The organism is Streptomyces sp. NPDC059679, assembly GCF_042734105.1.
Lineage (GTDB): Bacteria > Actinomycetota > Actinomycetes > Streptomycetales > Streptomycetaceae > Streptomyces.
Genome location: NZ_JBHWES010000011.1, coordinates 145,308 through 162,731 on the forward strand (window position 1 = coordinate 145,308; position 17,424 = coordinate 162,731).

At 71.8% G+C, this 17,424-nt stretch carries 12 protein-coding genes and 1 pseudogene; 4 read left to right on the top strand and 9 right to left on the bottom strand.

Annotated elements, in window-relative coordinates:
- Positions 1-123 precede the first annotated feature (123 nt).
- Positions 124-1,059: an RNA-guided endonuclease InsQ/TnpB family protein gene (locus ACFV2X_RS15510; protein ID WP_385616457.1), complete on the bottom strand. Its 936-nt coding sequence runs from the start codon at positions 1,057-1,059 to the stop codon at positions 124-126.
- Here ACFV2X_RS15510 and tnpA point away from each other — a divergent pair.
- Positions 949-1,301 (top strand): annotated as a pseudogene (gene tnpA / locus ACFV2X_RS15515) (IS200/IS605 family transposase); the annotation flags it as partial. The gene ACFV2X_RS15510 and the pseudogene tnpA sit on opposite strands and share 111 nt — an antisense overlap.
- Positions 1,302-1,466: 165 nt before the next feature.
- On the opposite strand, the gene ACFV2X_RS15520 reads toward tnpA, so the two are convergent.
- From ACFV2X_RS15520 to ACFV2X_RS15530, 3 genes are all read right to left on the bottom strand, one after another.
- Positions 1,467-2,696: an MFS transporter gene (locus ACFV2X_RS15520; protein ID WP_385616459.1), complete on the bottom strand. Its 1,230-nt coding sequence runs from the start codon at positions 2,694-2,696 to the stop codon at positions 1,467-1,469.
- An 80-nt stretch (positions 2,697-2,776) separates the two neighbouring features.
- Positions 2,777-4,219: an amidase gene (locus ACFV2X_RS15525; protein WP_385616341.1), complete on the bottom strand. Its 1,443-nt coding sequence runs from the start codon at positions 4,217-4,219 to the stop codon at positions 2,777-2,779.
- A gap of 85 nt (positions 4,220-4,304) precedes the next feature.
- Positions 4,305-5,513: an SUKH-4 family immunity protein gene (locus ACFV2X_RS15530; RefSeq protein ID WP_385616343.1), complete on the bottom strand. Its 1,209-nt coding sequence runs from the start codon at positions 5,511-5,513 to the stop codon at positions 4,305-4,307.
- Positions 5,514-5,727: 214 nt separating this feature from the next.
- Between ACFV2X_RS15530 and ACFV2X_RS15535 the strand changes: the two genes are divergently transcribed.
- The gene (locus ACFV2X_RS15535; protein WP_385616345.1) at positions 5,728-7,791 is read left to right on the top strand and encodes a phosphocholine-specific phospholipase C; all 2,064 of its coding nucleotides are present in this window, start codon (positions 5,728-5,730) and stop codon (positions 7,789-7,791) included.
- Positions 7,792-7,895: 104 nt separating this feature from the next.
- On the opposite strand, the gene ACFV2X_RS15540 is transcribed toward ACFV2X_RS15535, so the two are convergent.
- The gene (locus ACFV2X_RS15540) at positions 7,896-8,462 is read right to left on the bottom strand and encodes a TetR/AcrR family transcriptional regulator (protein ID WP_385616347.1); all 567 of its coding nucleotides are present in this window, start codon (positions 8,460-8,462) and stop codon (positions 7,896-7,898) included.
- A gap of 177 nt (positions 8,463-8,639) precedes the next feature.
- Here ACFV2X_RS15540 and ACFV2X_RS15545 point away from each other — a divergent pair, with 177 nt between their 5' ends.
- Positions 8,640-11,069, top strand: a complete 2,430-nt coding sequence (locus ACFV2X_RS15545) for a SpoIIE family protein phosphatase (protein ID WP_385616349.1) — start codon at positions 8,640-8,642, stop codon at positions 11,067-11,069.
- A gap of 107 nt (positions 11,070-11,176) precedes the next feature.
- Positions 11,177-12,487, top strand: coding sequence for a GAF domain-containing protein (locus ACFV2X_RS15550; RefSeq protein WP_385616351.1), 1,311 nt, complete (start codon positions 11,177-11,179; stop codon positions 12,485-12,487).
- Here the strand turns inward: ACFV2X_RS15550 and aspA are convergent.
- The 4 genes from aspA to ACFV2X_RS15570 all read right to left on the bottom strand — a co-directional run bounded on the left by aspA (position 12,484) and on the right by ACFV2X_RS15570 (position 17,294).
- Positions 12,484-13,887, bottom strand: a complete 1,404-nt coding sequence (aspA, locus tag ACFV2X_RS15555; protein ID WP_385616353.1) for an aspartate ammonia-lyase — start codon at positions 13,885-13,887, stop codon at positions 12,484-12,486. The two genes, ACFV2X_RS15550 and aspA, sit on opposite strands and share 4 nt — an antisense overlap.
- Positions 13,888-13,948: 61 nt before the next feature.
- Complete coding sequence (locus ACFV2X_RS15560) at positions 13,949-14,980, bottom strand: asparaginase (RefSeq protein WP_385616461.1); 1,032 nt, start codon at positions 14,978-14,980, stop codon at positions 13,949-13,951.
- 116 nt (positions 14,981-15,096) lie between these two features.
- Positions 15,097-16,539: an amino acid permease gene (locus ACFV2X_RS15565; protein WP_385616355.1), complete on the bottom strand. Its 1,443-nt coding sequence runs from the start codon at positions 16,537-16,539 to the stop codon at positions 15,097-15,099.
- On the bottom strand, positions 16,536-17,294 hold the full coding sequence (locus tag ACFV2X_RS15570; RefSeq protein WP_385616357.1) for a FadR/GntR family transcriptional regulator: 759 nt from the start codon (positions 17,292-17,294) through the stop codon (positions 16,536-16,538). Before ACFV2X_RS15570 ends, ACFV2X_RS15565 begins: the two co-directional genes overlap by 4 nt.
- Between the last annotated feature and the right edge of the window lie 130 nt (positions 17,295-17,424).

Below are 17,424 nucleotides of genomic sequence, written 5' to 3' on the forward strand. Positions count from 1 at the left end.
AACACGCAGCGGACCACACACGACCGAAGTCGATTTGGCCACGGGTGACAAAACGCTGCTGGGCAGCCATGGCAATCATTCAGCATTGAAGTGCTCTCCCGGGTGAATCCGTGAGATTCCTACCTACCTTGCGGTGGCGGGCTTGACGCGGCGTGCGCGCCTGACGACTGCCCTCCCGGCAGCCGGGATGAGCGCGAGGCCCATCCGGTACAGGTGCAAGATGTTCCGGGCTCCGTTGTGGTCGGCGTTGCCCGCCCAGCCGCAGTCGGGGTTCCTGCACACGAACACGGCCTGGGACTCCCGGCTGCCCGGTGTGGTGATGCCACACATCGAGCAGCGCTGGGAGGTGCCGGGGGCGGGGACCTTGTGCAGGGTGCCGCCGTTGCGGGCGGTCTTGTACATCAGCAGTCCGACCGTGCGGCCCCATGCCTCGCCGCTGATGGCGCGGTTGAGGCCGGACTTCTGCGCGACGTTCTTCCCCGGGGCCTCCACGGTCCCCTTGGCGCTCTTGACCATGTTCGTGACGTTCAGGTCTTCCACCACGACCACGCTGTACTTCGTGGCGATGGCGGTGGTGGCCTTGTGCTGCCAGTCCAGGTGTCTGCGCTTGGCTCTCGCGCGGAGTCCCGCGATCTGGTCATAGGTGGTCCGCAGGCGGCGGGAGGTGCGCTCTCCCCGCTTGCGGAAGCTCTTGCGGTGCGCGGCCCACTGCTCCAGCCGGCCCAGCCTGGCCTGCTCCTTCCCGGTCAGCCATGCGTCGTGGTCGTACGTCGTGCCGTCCGAGAGGGCGAGCGGCACGACGACGCCCACATCGATGCCGACTTCGGGGCCGGTGTGCGGCTCGGGAGCGGGTTCGAGAGTCTGGACGCGGAAGGCTACATGCCAGCCGAGCGCGTCTTTGACCAGCCGGGCCCCGGTGATCCGGTTGTCGGCACCTGCGCGCTTTCCTGGGTCTTTGTCACGAAGTACCGGCGGCGGGCATCCACCAGCGGCATGCTGACCAGGTGTGAGGAGATCATGCGTGAGGTGTGCGGGTACTTCGAGGCGGAGCTGAAGCAGTTCAACGGCGAGGAAGATCACGTACACCTGCTCGTGCACTACCCGCCCAAGGTCCGGCTCTCCAAGCTGGTCAACTCCCTCAAAGGCGTCTCATCGCGCTACCTGCGCAAGGAATACGACGCTCACGTACGCCGTTACCGGGCGGACACTTCTGGTCCGGCTCCTACTTCGCCGGATCATGCGACGGGGCACCACCGGCCGTCGTACGCCAGTACATCGAGGACCAGCAGCGCCCCGTGTAGCCGGCCGAAGCCACCACTGCCGACCCGTGGTCACCTGCGCGTCAGAGCAAGTTCGGAATGCGCTTCACCACCGCTCTGAAGGGCGGCGCACTGCGCAAGATCAAAGACAGATCGCGCGCCACGTCAACCGCCCGCCGCATACTGGACCGCCGCGGGCCCGGTCGGCTACCGGCTTGTGCTGGGCCGGGGTTCCTGATCCGGCCGGGTGTGACCGGGCGCCCGGTCGGAGCCGGGTGGCGCAGGGGCGCGCCCGGTGCGCGCGGCGACGACCATGACGGCGAGGCCGAGCGCCACGACCGCGGCGCCCACGTACAGCGGTGCGGTGTAGCCCAGGCCGGCGCTGATCGCAAGGCCGCCGAGCCAGGCGCCCAGGGCGTTGCCGACGTTGGAGGCCGAGACATTGGCGCTGGCGGCGAGCGGTGCGCCGGCGGCGGCGTCCGTGACGCGGGTGATCATGCCGGGGACGCCGGCGAACCCGAAGACGCCCATCAGGAAGACCAGGACCACCGACGCGCCCCGCCCCTCGGCCAGCAGCCCGAACACCGCGAGCGTGGCGGCGAGTCCCGCAAGCGACGCGACCAGCGTGCGGTCGCGGTCGCGGTCGGCCGCCCGGCCCCCGACGACGTTGCCGATCACCAGGCCGCTGCCGTAGACGACGAGCAGCCAGGAGACATCGGTGCTGGAGAAGCCGGTGACCTCGGTGAAGGTGTACGCGATATAGCTGAACGCCCCGAACATGCCGCCGTAGCCGAGGGCGGTGGCGGCGAGGGTCAGCCAGACCTGCCGGGAGCGCAAGGCGCGGAGCTGGGGACGCAGACCGGCCGCCCGGTGGGCCTCGTCCACGGCGCCCGCCCAGGCCGGGACCCATACGGCGATGGCGGCCACGGCCAGTACGCCGATCCCGGTGATCGCCCAGAACGTGGCGCGCCAGCCCCAGCGTTCGCCGACCAGTGCGCCGAACGGCACGCCCAGCACATTGGCGACCGTGAGCCCGGCGAACATCACGGCGACCGCGCGCGAGGCCCGCTCCGGCGGGACCATACGGCGGGCGACGAGCGAGCCGATACCGAAGAACGAGCCGTGGCACAGGGCGGCGACGACCCGCCCGAGCAGCGCCACCGCGTAGTTGGACGCGATGGCGGACAGCAGGTTGCCGAGGACGAACAACGCCACCAGCGCGACGAGGACGGTCTTGCGGTGGATGCGGTTGGTGGCGGCGGTCAGCAGGATCGCGCCGATCGCGACGCTGAGGGCGTATCCCGAGATGAGCCACCCGGCCGCGGCCTCGGAGACGCCCAGGTCGCTGCTCACCTGGGGCAGCAGGCCCGCGATGACGAACTCGGTCAGGCCGATCCCGAAGCCGCCGAGACCGAGCGCGACCAACCCCGCGGGCATCTGCCGCGCGTCCCCGCCCTGTCGGATGTTCACGCAAACATCATGGGGTCCGGCCGCCGGACAGGACAAGAACCTTCCCTCTAGCCCACGGCCGGCGGGCGGCGCCGCCAGTGCTGCGTGGCCTGCTCGAAGGCATGGCCGATCTGGAGAACGGCGAAGTCCGCGCGGTGCGGCCCCACGATCTGCAGGCCGACCGGCAGCCCCTCGGGGGTGAACCCGGCCGGTACGGAGAGCGCGGGGCTGCCGGTCGCGCTGATCAGGTAGGCCGAGCGCATCCAGTCCAGATAGTCCGCCATCGGTACGCCGGCCACCTCGGTCGGGTATTCCGCCGTCACATCGAACGGCGTCACCTGGCTGACCGGCAGCAACAGCGCGTCGTACCGCTCGAAGAACTCGCGCACCCGGTGGAAGAGCCTGGTGTGCGCCATCTCGGCCCGGCCGAGGGCGGGCCCGGTCAGTCGGCGGCCCTCCTCGGCGTTCTCCCGGATGGTCCGCTTGAGCGCGTCGGGGTGGTCCTCGGGGTAGCGGTCCATCAGGGGGCCGAAGGAGAGCTCGAAGAGCCAGGCGCGCAGCGTACGGAACACCTCCTCGCCCTCGGCGAGGTCCGGGCACGCCTCCTCCACCACACAGCCGAGGTCTTCGAACACCCTCACCGCCGACTCGACGGCGCGGGCCACGGCCGGCTCCACCGGGACCAGCCCGCCCAGATCCGGGGACCAGGCCACCCGCAGGCCGCGCGGATCGCGGTCGAGCGGGCGGGCGAAGTGGGCGCCGGGCTCCTCCAGGGCGATGGGGGAACGCGGGTCGGGCCCCGCCATGGCGGACAGCAGCAGCGCGGCGTCGCTCACCGTACGGCCCATGGGACCGCCCACCGAGAGCGTGTTCCAGGCGGCCGCGGCGGGCCAGGTGGGGACGCGGCCGGGCGAGGGGCGCAGGCCCACGACGTTGCAGAACGAGGCCGGGTTGCGCAGCGAACCTCCGGCGTCGCTGCCGTCCGCGACCGGGACCATGCCGCAGGCCAGCGCGGCGGCCGCGCCGCCGCTGCTGCCGCCCGCGCTGCGAGTGAGGTCGTACGGGTTGTGGGTGGCGCCGAAGACGGGGTTGAAGGTGTGCGAACCGACCGCGAACTCGGGCACATTGGTCTTGCCTATGGTGATCGCCCCGGCGGCCTTGATCCGCTCGATGACCAGGTCGTCCTGCTCGGGTACGCCGTCGACGAGCCGCGATCCGTGGCTGGTGCGGATGCCCGCGGTGTTGTGGGTGTCCTTGTGGGCGATGGGCAGCCCGTGCAGGGGGCCGAGCCCGTCCGGGTCGGCCCCGGCCGCAAGCCGCTCGTCGGCCGCCCCGGCGGCGTCGAGCGCGCGGTCCGCGACCAGCGTGACGATCGCGTTGACCGCGGGGTTGACCCGCTCGATGCGGTCGAGATGGGCCGTCAGCACCTCGCGCGCGGACACCTCTCGGCGGCGCAGCAGACCGACGAGGTCCAGGGCGGGCAGAAAGCAGAGGTCGTCGTCGTTCGGCACCCGGGCTCACTCTCCCTCTCGTTGAACGCGGCTCAGAACACGGCTGACGCGACGCACGCGGTGTCCGGCGGCGCGTGCTCTTCCACTACAGCACGCCGCCCGCTTCGTCGTGGAAGACCTCCGGCCAGTAGCGCCAGTCGTCGGCATTACCCGTCGGGCGGCAGGCCACCGGGTCCACCGAGGCGAGCACGGCGGCCATGGTGTCGGCCAGCGGGTGGTACATGTCGGCGGTCAGATCGTGTTCTTCGTTGATCTCCTCCTCGCGGCGCAGCATCCACAGCGCGAAGGCCAGCGTGGAGAGGTCCGCGTTCAGCGGGCACAGGGCGGCGTCGGCGACATACCACGAGTAGACCGTTCCGCTGTCCGCGTCGATGACGACCTCCGTTTCATCGACGAGACCGCCAAGGCGCAGCAGCCGGTCGGGCGCGACGGGCGTGTCCTCGGGGAGGACGTAGAACTGTTGGCCCCGCTCTTCCTCCTCCCGGCACCAGGCGAGCGTGGGCAGCAGCGGGGCCTCGGTGTCCAGCATGAACATCGAGCCGTTCTCGGGCAGTCCGGTGCGGGTGAGGAAGCGCCGGGTCGGCTCGTGGACGAGTGTGGCGGGCAACTCGCTCTCGCCGAAGCGCACCACTCCTTCCGGCGCGAACTCCTCCTCCAGCAGCCCCTCGGGCAGGTCGAGCAGCAGCCCGCCGCCCGGTCCCGCGATCAGCGCCATCGGCCGTACGAGCGCGACGATGCGCCAGAGGGCGGGGATGGCGTGCTCCCACTCCTCCCGGTCGCCCGCGCTGCCCCAGCCGCCGTGCCAGTCCTCGGCGTCGAGGAGCGAGAGGAACAGCGCGGAGGCGTCCGCCACCGCCCGCGCGCCGAACCGCCCCGCGAACCCCGCGAACCGGCCCCGGAGCCCAGCCAGTTCGGCGGCGGCTTCGAGGAAGCGGGTGAGCGCCCCCAGGGACGGCGCCAGGGGCAGGACCTCGATCAGATCGGGGTTCTTCTCGAAGAGGTACATGGTGAAGACGCGCCCGGTGGCCCCGTCCAGCACCACGTGGTCGCCCTCCTCGCCCTCGATGAGGAGGTGACCGATGACCAGCAGACCGCCGATGTGATCGTCGAGTTCGGCCGGGTCGGCCGAGTCGTCGAGCAGCCGCGGGACCGGTACCGCCCGGCCGTCGGCCAACGGGCGGAACCGCATCAGGCCGCTGTCGTCCGGCAGGCCCGCCTCGCTCAGCGCCCGCCGCGTCGCCTCATGGGTGATCGCCGGATGGGACTCCCTCTTCGGGACCCTGATTACCGCCATCGCCGTGCATCCCCCGTGCCACCCCGGCGCGGTGCCGCGCCGCGTCTTTTGCCCTTGCTCGAAAACCCTACTGCGCGCCACCGACACTCCCCCGCGGTCGGCGTTCATTCAGGATTCTCCCTGGATTCGCCGTCCGCCGTGGCGCGGTGCCGCCGGGGCGGGCGAGACTGCCCCGGTCCCCCGCTCCACCCCGGACGCCGAGGAGAGGCCGTTCATGTCTTCCCTGGACCGTAGACGTTTCATGCAGTTGGCCGGCGGCGGCGCCGCGATGTCCCTGCTGTCCGACAGCATCGCGCGGGCCGCGGAGATCCCCGCGAACCGCCGCACCGGCACCCTGCGGGACGTGGAACACATCGTGGTCCTGATGCAGGAGAACCGCTCCTTCGACCACTATTTCGGCACCCTGCGCGGGGTCCGGGGGTTCGGCGACCCGCACCCCGTGTCCCTGCCCAGCGGCAAGCCGGTGTGGCATCAGCCGGACGGCGCGAAGGAGGTGCTGCCCTTCCGCCCCGACGTCGAGGATCTCGGCCTGCAGTTCCTCCAGGGTCTCAACCACGACTGGAACGGCGGCCAGTCCGCCTTCCACCAGGGCGCCTACGACAACTGGGTGCCGGCCAAGACCGCCACCACCATGGCGTACCTCACCCGTGAGGACATCCCGTTCCACTACGCGCTGGCCGACGCCTTCACCGTCTGCGACGCGTACCACTGCTCGTTCATAGGCAACACGGACCCCAACCGCTACTACATGTGGACCGGTTACACGGGCAACGACGGCGTCGGCGGCGGTCCGGTCCTCGACAACGCGGAGGCCGGCTACTCCTGGACGACGTACCCCGAGCGCCTGGAGAAGGCCGGGGTCTCCTGGAAGATCTACCAGGACATCGGCGACGGCCTCGACGCCGCGGGCGGCTGGGGCTGGATCGAGGACGCCTACCGGGGCAACTACGGCGACAACTCGCTGCTGTACTTCAACCAGTACCGCGGCGCCGCGCCCGGCGATCCGCTCTACGACAAGGCTCGCACCGGCACCGACGCCAAGAAGGGCGACGGGTACTTCGACATCCTGCGGGCCGACGTCAAGTCCGGCCGGCTCCCGCAGGTCTCCTGGATCGCGGCGCCCGAGGCGTTCAGCGAGCACCCCAACTGGCCGCCGAACTACGGCGCCTGGTACATCGCCCAGGTGCTGGACGCGCTGACCTCGAACCCGGAGGTGTGGAGCAAGACCGCGCTGCTGATCACCTACGACGAGAACGACGGCTTCTTCGACCACCTCGTGCCCCCGTACCCGCCGTCCTCCGCGCAGAAGGGCGCGTCGACCGTGGAGACCACCGGGGAGCTGTTCCCGGGCTCCGCGTCGAAGGTCGCGGGCCCGTACGGCCTGGGGCAGCGGGTGCCGATGATTGTGGTGTCGCCGTGGAGCACCGGCGGCTGGGTCTGCTCCCAGACCCTCGACCACACCTCGATCGTCCGGTTCATCGAGCGGCGCTTCGGGGTGGCCGAGCCGAACATCTCGCCGTGGCGGCGGGCGGTGTGCGGCGACCTGACCGCGGCGTTCGACTTCGCGCGGACCGACGCCCACCTCCCGGCGTTCCCGGACACCAGCGGCTATCTGCCCCCGGACCGCGAGCGCCATCCCGACTACAAGCCCAAGCCCCCGGCGCACGGCTCGCTGCCCGGGCAGGAGCCGGGCACGCGCCGCGCCAGGCCGCTGCCGTACGACCTGGCCGCCGATGCCACGGTCACCGACGGCGGGCTGCGGATCGGCTTCGCCAACCCGGGCCGGGCGGGCGCGCACTTCCACGTCACCTCCGCCACCGACGCCGCCGGCCCCTGGGGCTACACGGTCGAGGCGGGGAAGCGGCTGTCCGGCAGCTGGGACACCGCCGAGCGGCAGCAGGGGGCGTACGACTTCACGGTCCACGGGCCCGGAGGCTTCCTGCGGCGCTTCACGGGCCGCACCGCCGCCGGTCTGCGGGGGCCCGAGGTGAGCGCGCGCCACGACCGCAAGGCGGGGCAGGTGCGGCTGACCCTCACCAACGGGGGCGACACGACCGTGACGCTGACCGTGACCGACGCCTACGGCAAGGCCCGACCGGCCACCTACTGGCTGCGGCCCGGTGCGCACGCCGTCCACACGGCGGACCTGCGGCGCAGCCACCAGTGGTACGACCTGTCGGTCGCCTCCGACCACGACCGCGGCTTCCTGCGGCGGCTGGCCGGCCATGTCGAGACCGGGCGGGCGGGGGTCAGCGACCCGGCGATCTCGTCGGACTGACGCCTGCGACTGACGCGACGCCCACCGCGCCGCCCGTGCGTCCGGCCGGCACACAGCCGTCGGCCGGACGCGCGGGCGTCAGGCGCGGGGCGCGGGCTCGGGCCTCAGGCGCGGGCGGCGTCGATCAGCACCTTGGCCGCCTCGCGGGCCTGCCGGGCCGGTTCCGGGGTGCCGGATATCGCGGCCGTGGTGATCGCGCCCTCGGCCAGCAGGGCGAGGTGGGCGGCCAGCGGCGCGGGCAGGTCCGCGGCGGCGACGAGGCGGGCCACATACCGCTGGAAGGCGTCCTTGTGGGCGCGGGCGGCCGCGGCGACCTCCGGTGCGGTGGCGCCGAGCTCGCCGTAGGAGTTGATGAAGGCGCAGCCCCGGTAGTCGGGCTCGCTGAACCACTCGTACAGCCAGTCGAAGATCGCCGCCACCCGCTCCTCGGGCGGCCCCGGCACCGCCTCGACGTACCGCGCGAGCCCGTGCAGCAGGTGGGCGTCGCGGCGCCGCAGATACGCCTCGACCAGGACGGACTTGGACGGGTAGAGCTGGTAGAGCCGCTTGAGGGAGACGCCCGAGGCGGTCCGTACCGCGTCCATGCCGACGGCCTGTACGCCGCGGCCGTAGTAGAGCTCCTCGGCCGCGTCGAGGACCCGCTCCTTCGTCTCTTCGAGATCCACCGTCATCCGCCCTCGCCACCCCGCGTACCCATACCCGAGAACCATCGTTCTCCCACTGTACCCCAGGGCCCCGGCGGCGGGGCGGTCGCCAGGTATCGGCCGCCGGTCGGGTATTCAATGGAAAGAGCCGCAGAGAGCTACAGAGAGTCGGCCGGAGCACCAGACAGCGTGAGATGAACGACCATGAGGCGACCGGACACCGCGCGGGACCGGCCCGTCCGGTCCGACGACCTCGTTGACGAGGCGTCCACGGCCAGAGCCACCATCGATGAGCGGGGCATCGTCACGGGGTGGAACGAGGGGGCCCGCAAGCTCCTCGGCCACCCGGACTCGGCGGTGGTGGGCAGGCCCGCTTCCCGGCTGCTCGCCGACGGGGCGGCCACGGACCTCCCCGGCCCCCTGGAGCCGCTCACCAGGTGGAGCGGGGATCTGACGCTGCGCCACCGCGACGGCCGTCCGCTACGGGTGGCCCTGCTGGCGCACCACAGACGGACGGCGGGGGGCGGGGCCGAGTGGCTGCTGGTCTCCCCGCTGGACCGCACGGGGCCGACCGCCGCCGACGACGAGCTGGTCAGGGCCGCCTTCACCCAGGGCCCTTGCACCATGGCGGTCTTCGACGCCCGGCTGCTCGTGCGCTGGGTGAACACGTACATGGAAGGTGTGGTGGGCTTCGATCAGGCCCAGGTGCGCGGCCTGCACGTCTCGGACGTCGTACCCGATACGCGCGGCGCCGAGATCGAGCGGATGATGCGCCTGGTGCTCGATACGGGCCTGCCGCAGTATCTGAGCCTCCCCCCGGAACACGGCAGGGCAGCCTGGTCGATCTTGCTGGCCCCGGTGCTCGGCGACGGCGGCCGGGTGCTCGGCGCGGTTCTGTCGGGTCACGACGTCACCGCGCGGTACGAGGCGCAGCGGCGGCTGGCGCGGCTCAACGAGGCCAGTGTCCGGATCGGCTCCACGCTGGACATCGTGCGCACCGCGCAGGAGCTGACCGATGTGGCCGCCCCGGAGTTCGCGGACTTCGCGGTGGTGGATGTGCTGCCCGAGATCCACCCCGGCGGCGCGGAGCCGCCCCCCGGACCGGTGCCCGGCACCGTCGTACTGCGCCGCATCGCCGGGCAGTCGGCGCTCGACGGCAAACCGGACATGGTGATCGCGGTGGGCGATCTGGCCGTCTACCCGGAGCACTCGCCCGCGGCCGAATGCCTGGCCGCGGGGCGGGGGGTGCTGGTCGCGGTGACCGCCGAGACCATCGCCCAGTGGGAGCGGGACGATCCCGCGCGGGCCGCGACGATGCGCGAATTCGGCTTCCACTCCACGATCGCCGTCCCCCTGCTCGCCCGCGGCACGACGCTGGGCGTGGCCGCCTTCGCCCGCCATCGGCGCCCGGAGCCGTTCGAGGCGGACGATCTGCTGCTCGCCGAGGAGATCACCGCCAGGGCCGCGGTGTGCATCGACAACGCCCACCGCTACACCCGCCAGCGCGAGGCCGCCCTGACCCTGCAGCGCAGCCTGCTGCCGCAGGCGCTGCCGCCCCATCCGGCGGTCCAGGCCGCCGGCCGCTATCTGCCCGCCGGCTCGCGGGCGGGGGTCGGCGGCGACTGGTTCGATGTGATCCCGCTGTCCAGCGCCCGGGTCGCGCTGGTGGTGGGCGATGTGGTCGGCCACGGCTTCCAGGCGTCCGCCGCCATGGGCCGGCTGCGGACGGCGGTGCGTACGCTGGCCGATGTCGAACTGCCCCCGGACGAACTGCTCACCCACCTCGACGACCTGGTCAACCGGCTGTCGGCCGAGACGGAGGGCGAGCCGGTCGCCGACGCCGCGCGGGCCGGGGACGTCGGCGCCACCTGCCTGTACGCGGTGTACAACCCGGTGTCGCGGCGCTGCACGCTCGCCCGCGCCGGCCATCCGCCGCCCGTGCTGACCCGGCCCGACGGCAGCGCCGAATACCTCGACCTGCCCAGCGGGCCGCCGCTGGGCCTGGGCAGCCTGCCCTTCGAGTCCCGCGAGGTGGAGTTGGCGGAGGGCAGCCTGCTGTCCCTCTACACCAACGGTCTGATCCAGGCCCCCGACCGCGATGTCGACGAGGCGGTGGGCGCGCTGCGCACGGTGCTCTCCCGGCCCGCCGAGTCGTTGGAGGACCTGTGCGACGCGGTGCTGACCACGCTGGTCCCCGGCCGCCCCGCCGACGATGTGGCCCTGCTGGTGGCCCGCACCCGGGCGCTGGACGCGAGCCAGGTGGCCACCTGGGACCTGCCCGCGGAGCCGGCCGTCGTGGCCCGGGCCCGTAGATACGCCACCGACCAGTTGGTGGCCTGGGGCCTGGACGAGGCGGTCTTCACCACCGAACTGGTGGTCAGCGAGCTGGTCACCAACGCCATCCGGCACGCCCAGGCCCCCGTCCAGCTGCGCCTGATCCACGACCGCGACCTCATCTGCGAGGTCTCCGACGGCAGCAACACCGCCCCGCGTCTGCGCCGGGCGCGCGTCTTCGACGAAGGCGGCCGGGGGCTGCTGCTGGTGGCTCAGCTCGCCCGGCGCTGGGGCACCCGGCACGGCCCCACCGGCAAGACGATCTGGGCCGAGCAGGCCCTGCCCGACCCGGCCGGGTGAGGTCGGGCCTTACGACCTGGGGGGCGACAGGTCGTTACAATCGCCAAAGAAACAAAGCCTGTTCGGCCGGAGCGCGTGGCACCCAAGGAACGAAAGGCCGCATCTCCATGCGAACTCAAGCCTCGCTCGGCACCGGCCCGCTGGCCGACCTGAGCCCCGCCGAATCGGCCCGCCTCATGTCGGTCATGCGCGAGGCCGCCCTGAGTCGAGGCAGGCTTCCGCTGCCAGCGCGCCCGGTGATCGGGCAGTCCTGGGACCGTATGCTGCGCCTGGGGCTCGACCCGGAGCACGGCAGCGCGCCGCGGCTGCTGGGCCTCGAGGAGCTGGAGCGGCGGCGGCAGCAGACCCGGCTGGCGGATGTGCTGCCCACCTTGCACAGCGGCCTGCTGGAGGCGGCGGAGGCGGCCGGACACATCATGATCATCACCGATGCCGACGGCCGGGTGCTGTGGATCGACGGCCACCGCGGGGTGCGCAGATACGCCGACGGCATCGCGCTCACCGAGGGCGCCCACTGGGCCGAGGACGTCGCCGGCACCAGCGGCATCGGCACCGCGCTGGCCGTCCGGGCGCCCGTACGGGTGCACTCCGCCGAGCACTTCGTCCGCGCCTTCCACACCTGGAGCTGCGCCGCGGCCCCGGTCCTCGACCCCCGGGACGGACGGCTGCTGGGCATCGTGGACATCAGCGGCCCGGCCGCCAGCGCCCATCCGACCGTACTGTCCCTGGTCACCGCGACGGCCCGGTGGGCGGAGGGCGAACTGCGGCTGGCCCACAGCCGGGAGCTTGACCGGCTGCGTGCCGTCGCGGCGCCGGTGCTGGCCCGGATCCGGGGCAAGGCGGTCGCCGTCGACCCGCACGGCTGGATCGCCGGGGTCACCGGGGTCACCCCGCGGGACCACCGGCTGCTGCTGCCCAAGACACCGGCCTGTGGGCCGGTGTGGCTGCCCGCGCTCGGCACCTGCGCGGTGGAGCCGCTGCCCGGCGGGCATCTGCTGCGGGTCCTCGGCTCCGGCGCGGACGAGACGGGCGAGCTGTACGGGCCGGAGGGCACCGGCCGCGTGGTGCTTGACGTCCGCCGTCCGCACGAGTGGTCGCTGACCTTCTCGGGGCCCTCCGGCACCTGGACCCATCAGCTCAGCGCGCGCCACGCCGAAATGCTGCTGGTCCTCGCCGCGTCCCCGGCCGGGCGGACCGCGGCCCAGCTGGCCGACGATCTCTTCGGCGACCCGACGCGGACGGTCACCGTGCGCGCCGCCATGTCCCGGCTGCGCCGCAGCTTCGGGGCGGTGCTCGCGCACCGCCCCTACCGCATCGCCGACCAGCTCCGCGTCGACGTACGACGGCCGGACCGCCTCCAGGACCTGCTGCCCTTCAGCGCCGCGCCGGGCGTCGCCCGGCTGCGGTGCGCGGGTTAGGCGCGGCGGCCGGCGACCTCCTCCGGGCGGAGGACGGCCGCGAGCCGGTCGGCGGGCAACAGGCCCTTTTCCAGGACCAGTTCGGCCACGCCGCGGCCGGTGGCCAGGGCCTCCTGGGCGATGCTGGTGGCCGCGCTGTAGCCGATATGCGGGTTGAGCGCGGTGACCAGGCCGATGGAGTTCTCCACCGTCGCGCGCAGGTTCTCGGCGTTCGCGGTGATACCGGAGACGCAGCGCTCGGCGAGCGTCAGGCAGGCCGCGCGCAGATGGGTGATGCTCTTCGAGAGGGAGTGCAGGATGATCGGCTCGAAGGCGTTCAGCTGGAGCTGTCCGGCCTCGGCCGCCATGGTGATGGTGACGTCGTTGCCGATCACCTCGAAGGCGACCTGGTTGACCACCTCGGGTATGACCGGGTTGACCTTGCCGGGCATGATGCTGGACCCGGCCTGGACCGGCGGCAGGTTGATCTCGTTCAGCCCGGCGCGCGGGCCGGAGGACAGCAGCCGCAGGTCGTTGCAGCTCTTGGAGAGCTTGACCGCGATGCGCTTGAGGACGCCCGACAGATGGACGAAGGCGCCGCAGTCCTGGGTGGCCTCGACCAGGTTGGCGGCCGTGACCACGGGCAGTCCGGTGATGGCGGCGAGATGGCGGCGCACGGCCTCTGCGTAGCCGGCGGGGGCGTTGAGGCCGGTGCCGATCGCGGTCGCGCCGAGGTTGATCTCGTGGACGAGGCTCTGGGCCTCGAGCAGCCGGCTCTGGTCCTCCTCCAGCATCACCGCGTACGCCGAGAACTCCTGGCCGAGCGTCATCGGCACCGCGTCCTGGAGCTGGGTGCGCCCCATCTTCAGGATGTCGCGGAACTCCTCGGCCTTGGCGGCGAACGCCTCGCGCAGGATCTCCATCGCGGCGAGCAGCCCCTGCACGGCGAGGATGGTGGAGACCTTGACGGCGGTCGGGTAGACGTCGTTGGTGGACTGGCTGAGGTTGACGTCCTCGTTCGGGTGCAGATCGGCGTAGTCGCCCTTGGCGTGGCCGAGGATTTCCAGCGCCCGGTTGGCGATCACCTCGTTGGCGTTCATATTGGTCGAGGTCCCCGCCCCGCCCTGGATCACATCGACCACGAACTGGTCGTGCAGCCGGCCCTCCCGGATCTCCTGGCAGGCGGCCGCGATGGCGTCGGCCTTGCGCCGCTCCAGCAGCCCCAGGTCCTGATTGGCGCGGGCCGCGGCCTCCTTGACGGCGGCCAGGGCACCGATGAGGTGCGGGTAGGCCGCGATGGTGGTCCCGGTGATGGGGAAGTTCTCCGTGGCGCGCAGGGTGTGGACGCCCCAGTACGCGTCGGCCGGCACATCACGGTTGCCCAGCAGGTCGTGTTCTCGGCGGAAGCCGGTGGCAGTCATCGGTGTGCGGTGTCCCTTGGTGAGGCGGGGTGAGGGTTTTGGGTGTGGGGGGTGGCGGGGGTCAGGCCGATGGCGGTGCGAAGAAAACCGTCGCGCGCAGGCTACCGACGGGCCGGCCGCCGCCGAGGACGGGGGCCTCGGCGAACTCGGCGAGCAGGCCGGGGTCCACGCCCAGGTGGGCGAGGGCCGCGGCGGTCACCGGCATCCGGGCGCGGTCCCCGCCGTCGGCGATCTTCACGGCGAGCGCCCGCCCGTCGGGCAGCGCGGCCACCTGGACCCCCTCGAAGCCGTCCTTGGCCACGAGGCCGGGCACCGCCCGCATCAGCCGGGCGACGTCCCGCCCGGTCCCGGCGACCATCTCGGGGTGCTCGCGCATGGCGGTCGCGACCCGGCCCTCGGGGGTGTCCGCGGGGGCCGTGGCGATCCGCGCGAGGGCGCGGGCCAGCCCGCGCGGGGAGACGGCGAACAGCGGCGCTCCGCACCCGTCGACCGTCACCTGGGCGATGCGCTGCCCGGTCAGATCCTCGACGGTCTCGGCGATCAGCTGCTGCAGCGGATGTGCCGGGTCGAGATAGCCCTCCAGCGGCCAGTCGCACAGCTGGGCGGTCAGCAGCATCGCGGCGTGCTTGCCCGAGCAGTTCTGGGCGAGCCGGGAAGGCCCGTACCCGGCGCGCAGCCACGCCTCGCGCTCGGGGGCGCCGTACGGCAGGTCGGGGACGTTGCGCAGCAGGTCCTCGGCCAGTTGGCCCTGTGCGAGGATGCGCCGCGCCCCGGCCAGGTGGCGCTGCTGGCCGGAGTGGCTGGCGGCGGTGAGCGCCAGCAGCTCACCGTCCAGCGGCAGCCCGGCGCGCAGCATGGCGACAGCCTGGACGGGCTTGAGCGCCGAGCGGGGGTAGAACGCGACGTCGGGGTCGCCGGCCTGGCCGAGCACCTGGCCGTCGGCGGCCAGCACCACGGCCGAGCCGTGGTGGACGCCTTCGACCAGCCCGCCGCGGATCACCTGGACGAGCGGCACATGGCGTGCCTCGCGTATCTCGGGCGGCGCGGCGGGCAGCGGACGGTCGGGGTTGGGGTCAGAGGTACCCCCTCCCAGCGGTAGCTGGGGGAGCGTCTCGGAGGCGCTTGCGGGAGAGGGGTTCACAGCGGAGGTGTTCAAGGGGGGAGTGCTCAAAGTGGTGGTAGGGGTGCTGTCGGGGTGTTCGGGAGCGGTCATCGCCGTCCGCTCACCCGGCCGCGTACGGCGAACCAGCCGAGGACCAGCGCCACCACGATCGCGGGGAGCGCCATGACGGTCAGCCGGCTGGGCCCGCCGTCGGCCCACATCAGGACCAGGACGGAGGCGAGGAAGCCGATGGTGACGATCTCGGTGTAGGGCGAGCCGGGGAGCCGGTAGCCGGGGCGGCTGACCAGCCCGGCCTGGGCCTTGCGCCAGAAGAGCAGGTGGCACAGCATGATCATGGCCCACGTGGAGAGGATGCCGATCGCCGCGAAGTTCAGCACGATCTCGAAGGCCTTGCTCGGCACCACATAGTTCAGACCCACGCCCAGCACACAGAAGAAGGCGGTGAGCAGGATCCCGCCGTAGGGGACGTGGGTGCGGCTCATCACGCCGGTGAACTTGGGCGCGGAGCCGGACATCGCCATCGAGCGCAGGATGCGGCCGGTGGAGTAGAGCCCGGAGTTGAGGCTGGACATGGCGGCGGTGAGCACGACGAGGTTCATCACCCCGCCCGCCGAGGGCACGCCGATGTTGGACAGCACCGTCACAAAGGGGCTCTCGTCGCCCGAGTACGAGGTGAACGGCAGCAGCATGGAGAGCAGCACCACGGAGCCGACGTAGAAGAGGGCGACGCGCCACATGATGGAGTTGATCGCCCTGGGCAAGATCTTCTCGGGGTTCTCGGTCTCCCCCGCCGCCACACCGACGAGCTCGACCGAGGCGTAGGCGAAGATGACGCCCTGGATGACCAGCAGCATCGGCAGCACGCCGTGCGGGAAGACGCCGCCGTTGTCGAAGATCAGCCCGGGGCCGGGGGTGTGGTCGTCGATCGGATGGCGGGTGACCAGCAGGAAGATGCCGATCGCCATGAAGAGGGTGAGCGCGCCGACCTTGATGATCGCGAACCAGAACTCCATCTCGCCGAACATCTTGACCGAGATGAGGTTGATCGCCAGCACGACGGCGAGCGCGATCAGGGCGATCACCCACTGCGGGACATCGGTGAACATGCCCCAGTAGTGGGTGTAGGTCGCCACGGCCGTGATGTCGGCGATCCCGGTGGTGGCCCAGTTCAGGAAGTACATCCAGCCGGCGACGAAGGCACCCTTCTCGCCGAGGAACTCACGGGCGTACGAGACGAAGGCGCCCGAGGAGGGGCGGTGCAGGACGAGCTCGCCCAGGGCCCGCACCACCAGGAAGGCGAAGACGCCGCAGACGGCGTAGGCGATGAAAAGGGAGGGTCCGGCGTTGTTGAGCCGCCCTCCGGCTCCGAGGAAGAGCCCGGTGCCGATGGCGCCACCGATGGCGATCATGTTGACGTGCCGGGCCTTGAGGGACTTGCTGTACCCGGCGTCGCCCGCGTCGATATGCGCGGGCGACTTCTCGGTCTGGTGCTGACGGCGTTCTTCCTGCCGGAGGGACCGCTCGCTCACTCCTGTTGTCCGCCTTCCTTGGGTCTTGCCGTGCCGCTGTCGCTCTCGGAGCCGCGCCGCACGATGGTGCTGAGGGTTGATTCGACGCGCTGGAGGTGATGGGCCATCGCCGCCACCGCATCGGGTTCCGAGCCGTCGGACAGCGCCTCGACAATCGCCCGGTGTTCTCGGTTCGCCTGCTCGCGCCGGTCGCCGAGTTCATTGAGGAACGCGGACTGCCGTGCCAGGGCGTCGCGGATCTCCTCTATCACCTTGCGGAATACCGGGTTCCGGGCCGCTTGGGCAATGGTCAGATGGAAAAGTGTGTCCATCGCCACCCATGCGGTGGTGTCGGTCTCCCGCTCCATCCGCTCCAGCAGATGGGCCAGGTGGTCCAGGTCCTCGGCGGAGCGGCGTACGGCCGCGTACCCGGCGACCGGGAGCTCGACGTGCCGACGCACTTCGAGCAGGTCACTGGCCGTGTAGTCGCCGAAGGTGGGGTCCTCCACGGGGCCGCTGGAGATGACGAAGGTACCCTTCCCGGTGCGCGACGCGGTGAGCCCCATCGTCTGCAGGGCCCGCAGCGCCTCCCGGAGCACCGGTCGGCTCACCTCCAGTCGGCGGCAGAGTTCCGCCTCGGACGGCAGCTTGTCGCCCACCGCGTATTCGCCCTGCTCAATGGCGTGGCGGAGGTACGTGAGCACGGCCTCCATGGCGCTGACGCGGCGAGGGACGGACGGGACTGATCCGCCTGTCTGGCTGTCTGACAAGTTCACGGGCAGATACTCAGCTGGCCATAGAAGCGTTGTCAATAGTTCCGCAACAAAGAGCGCCCGACTGCATAGAGTGGGGCTTTTGCCCGGTTTATGCTCTATGTGGAGTTTCTTTGCATGCATGCGAGGCTCC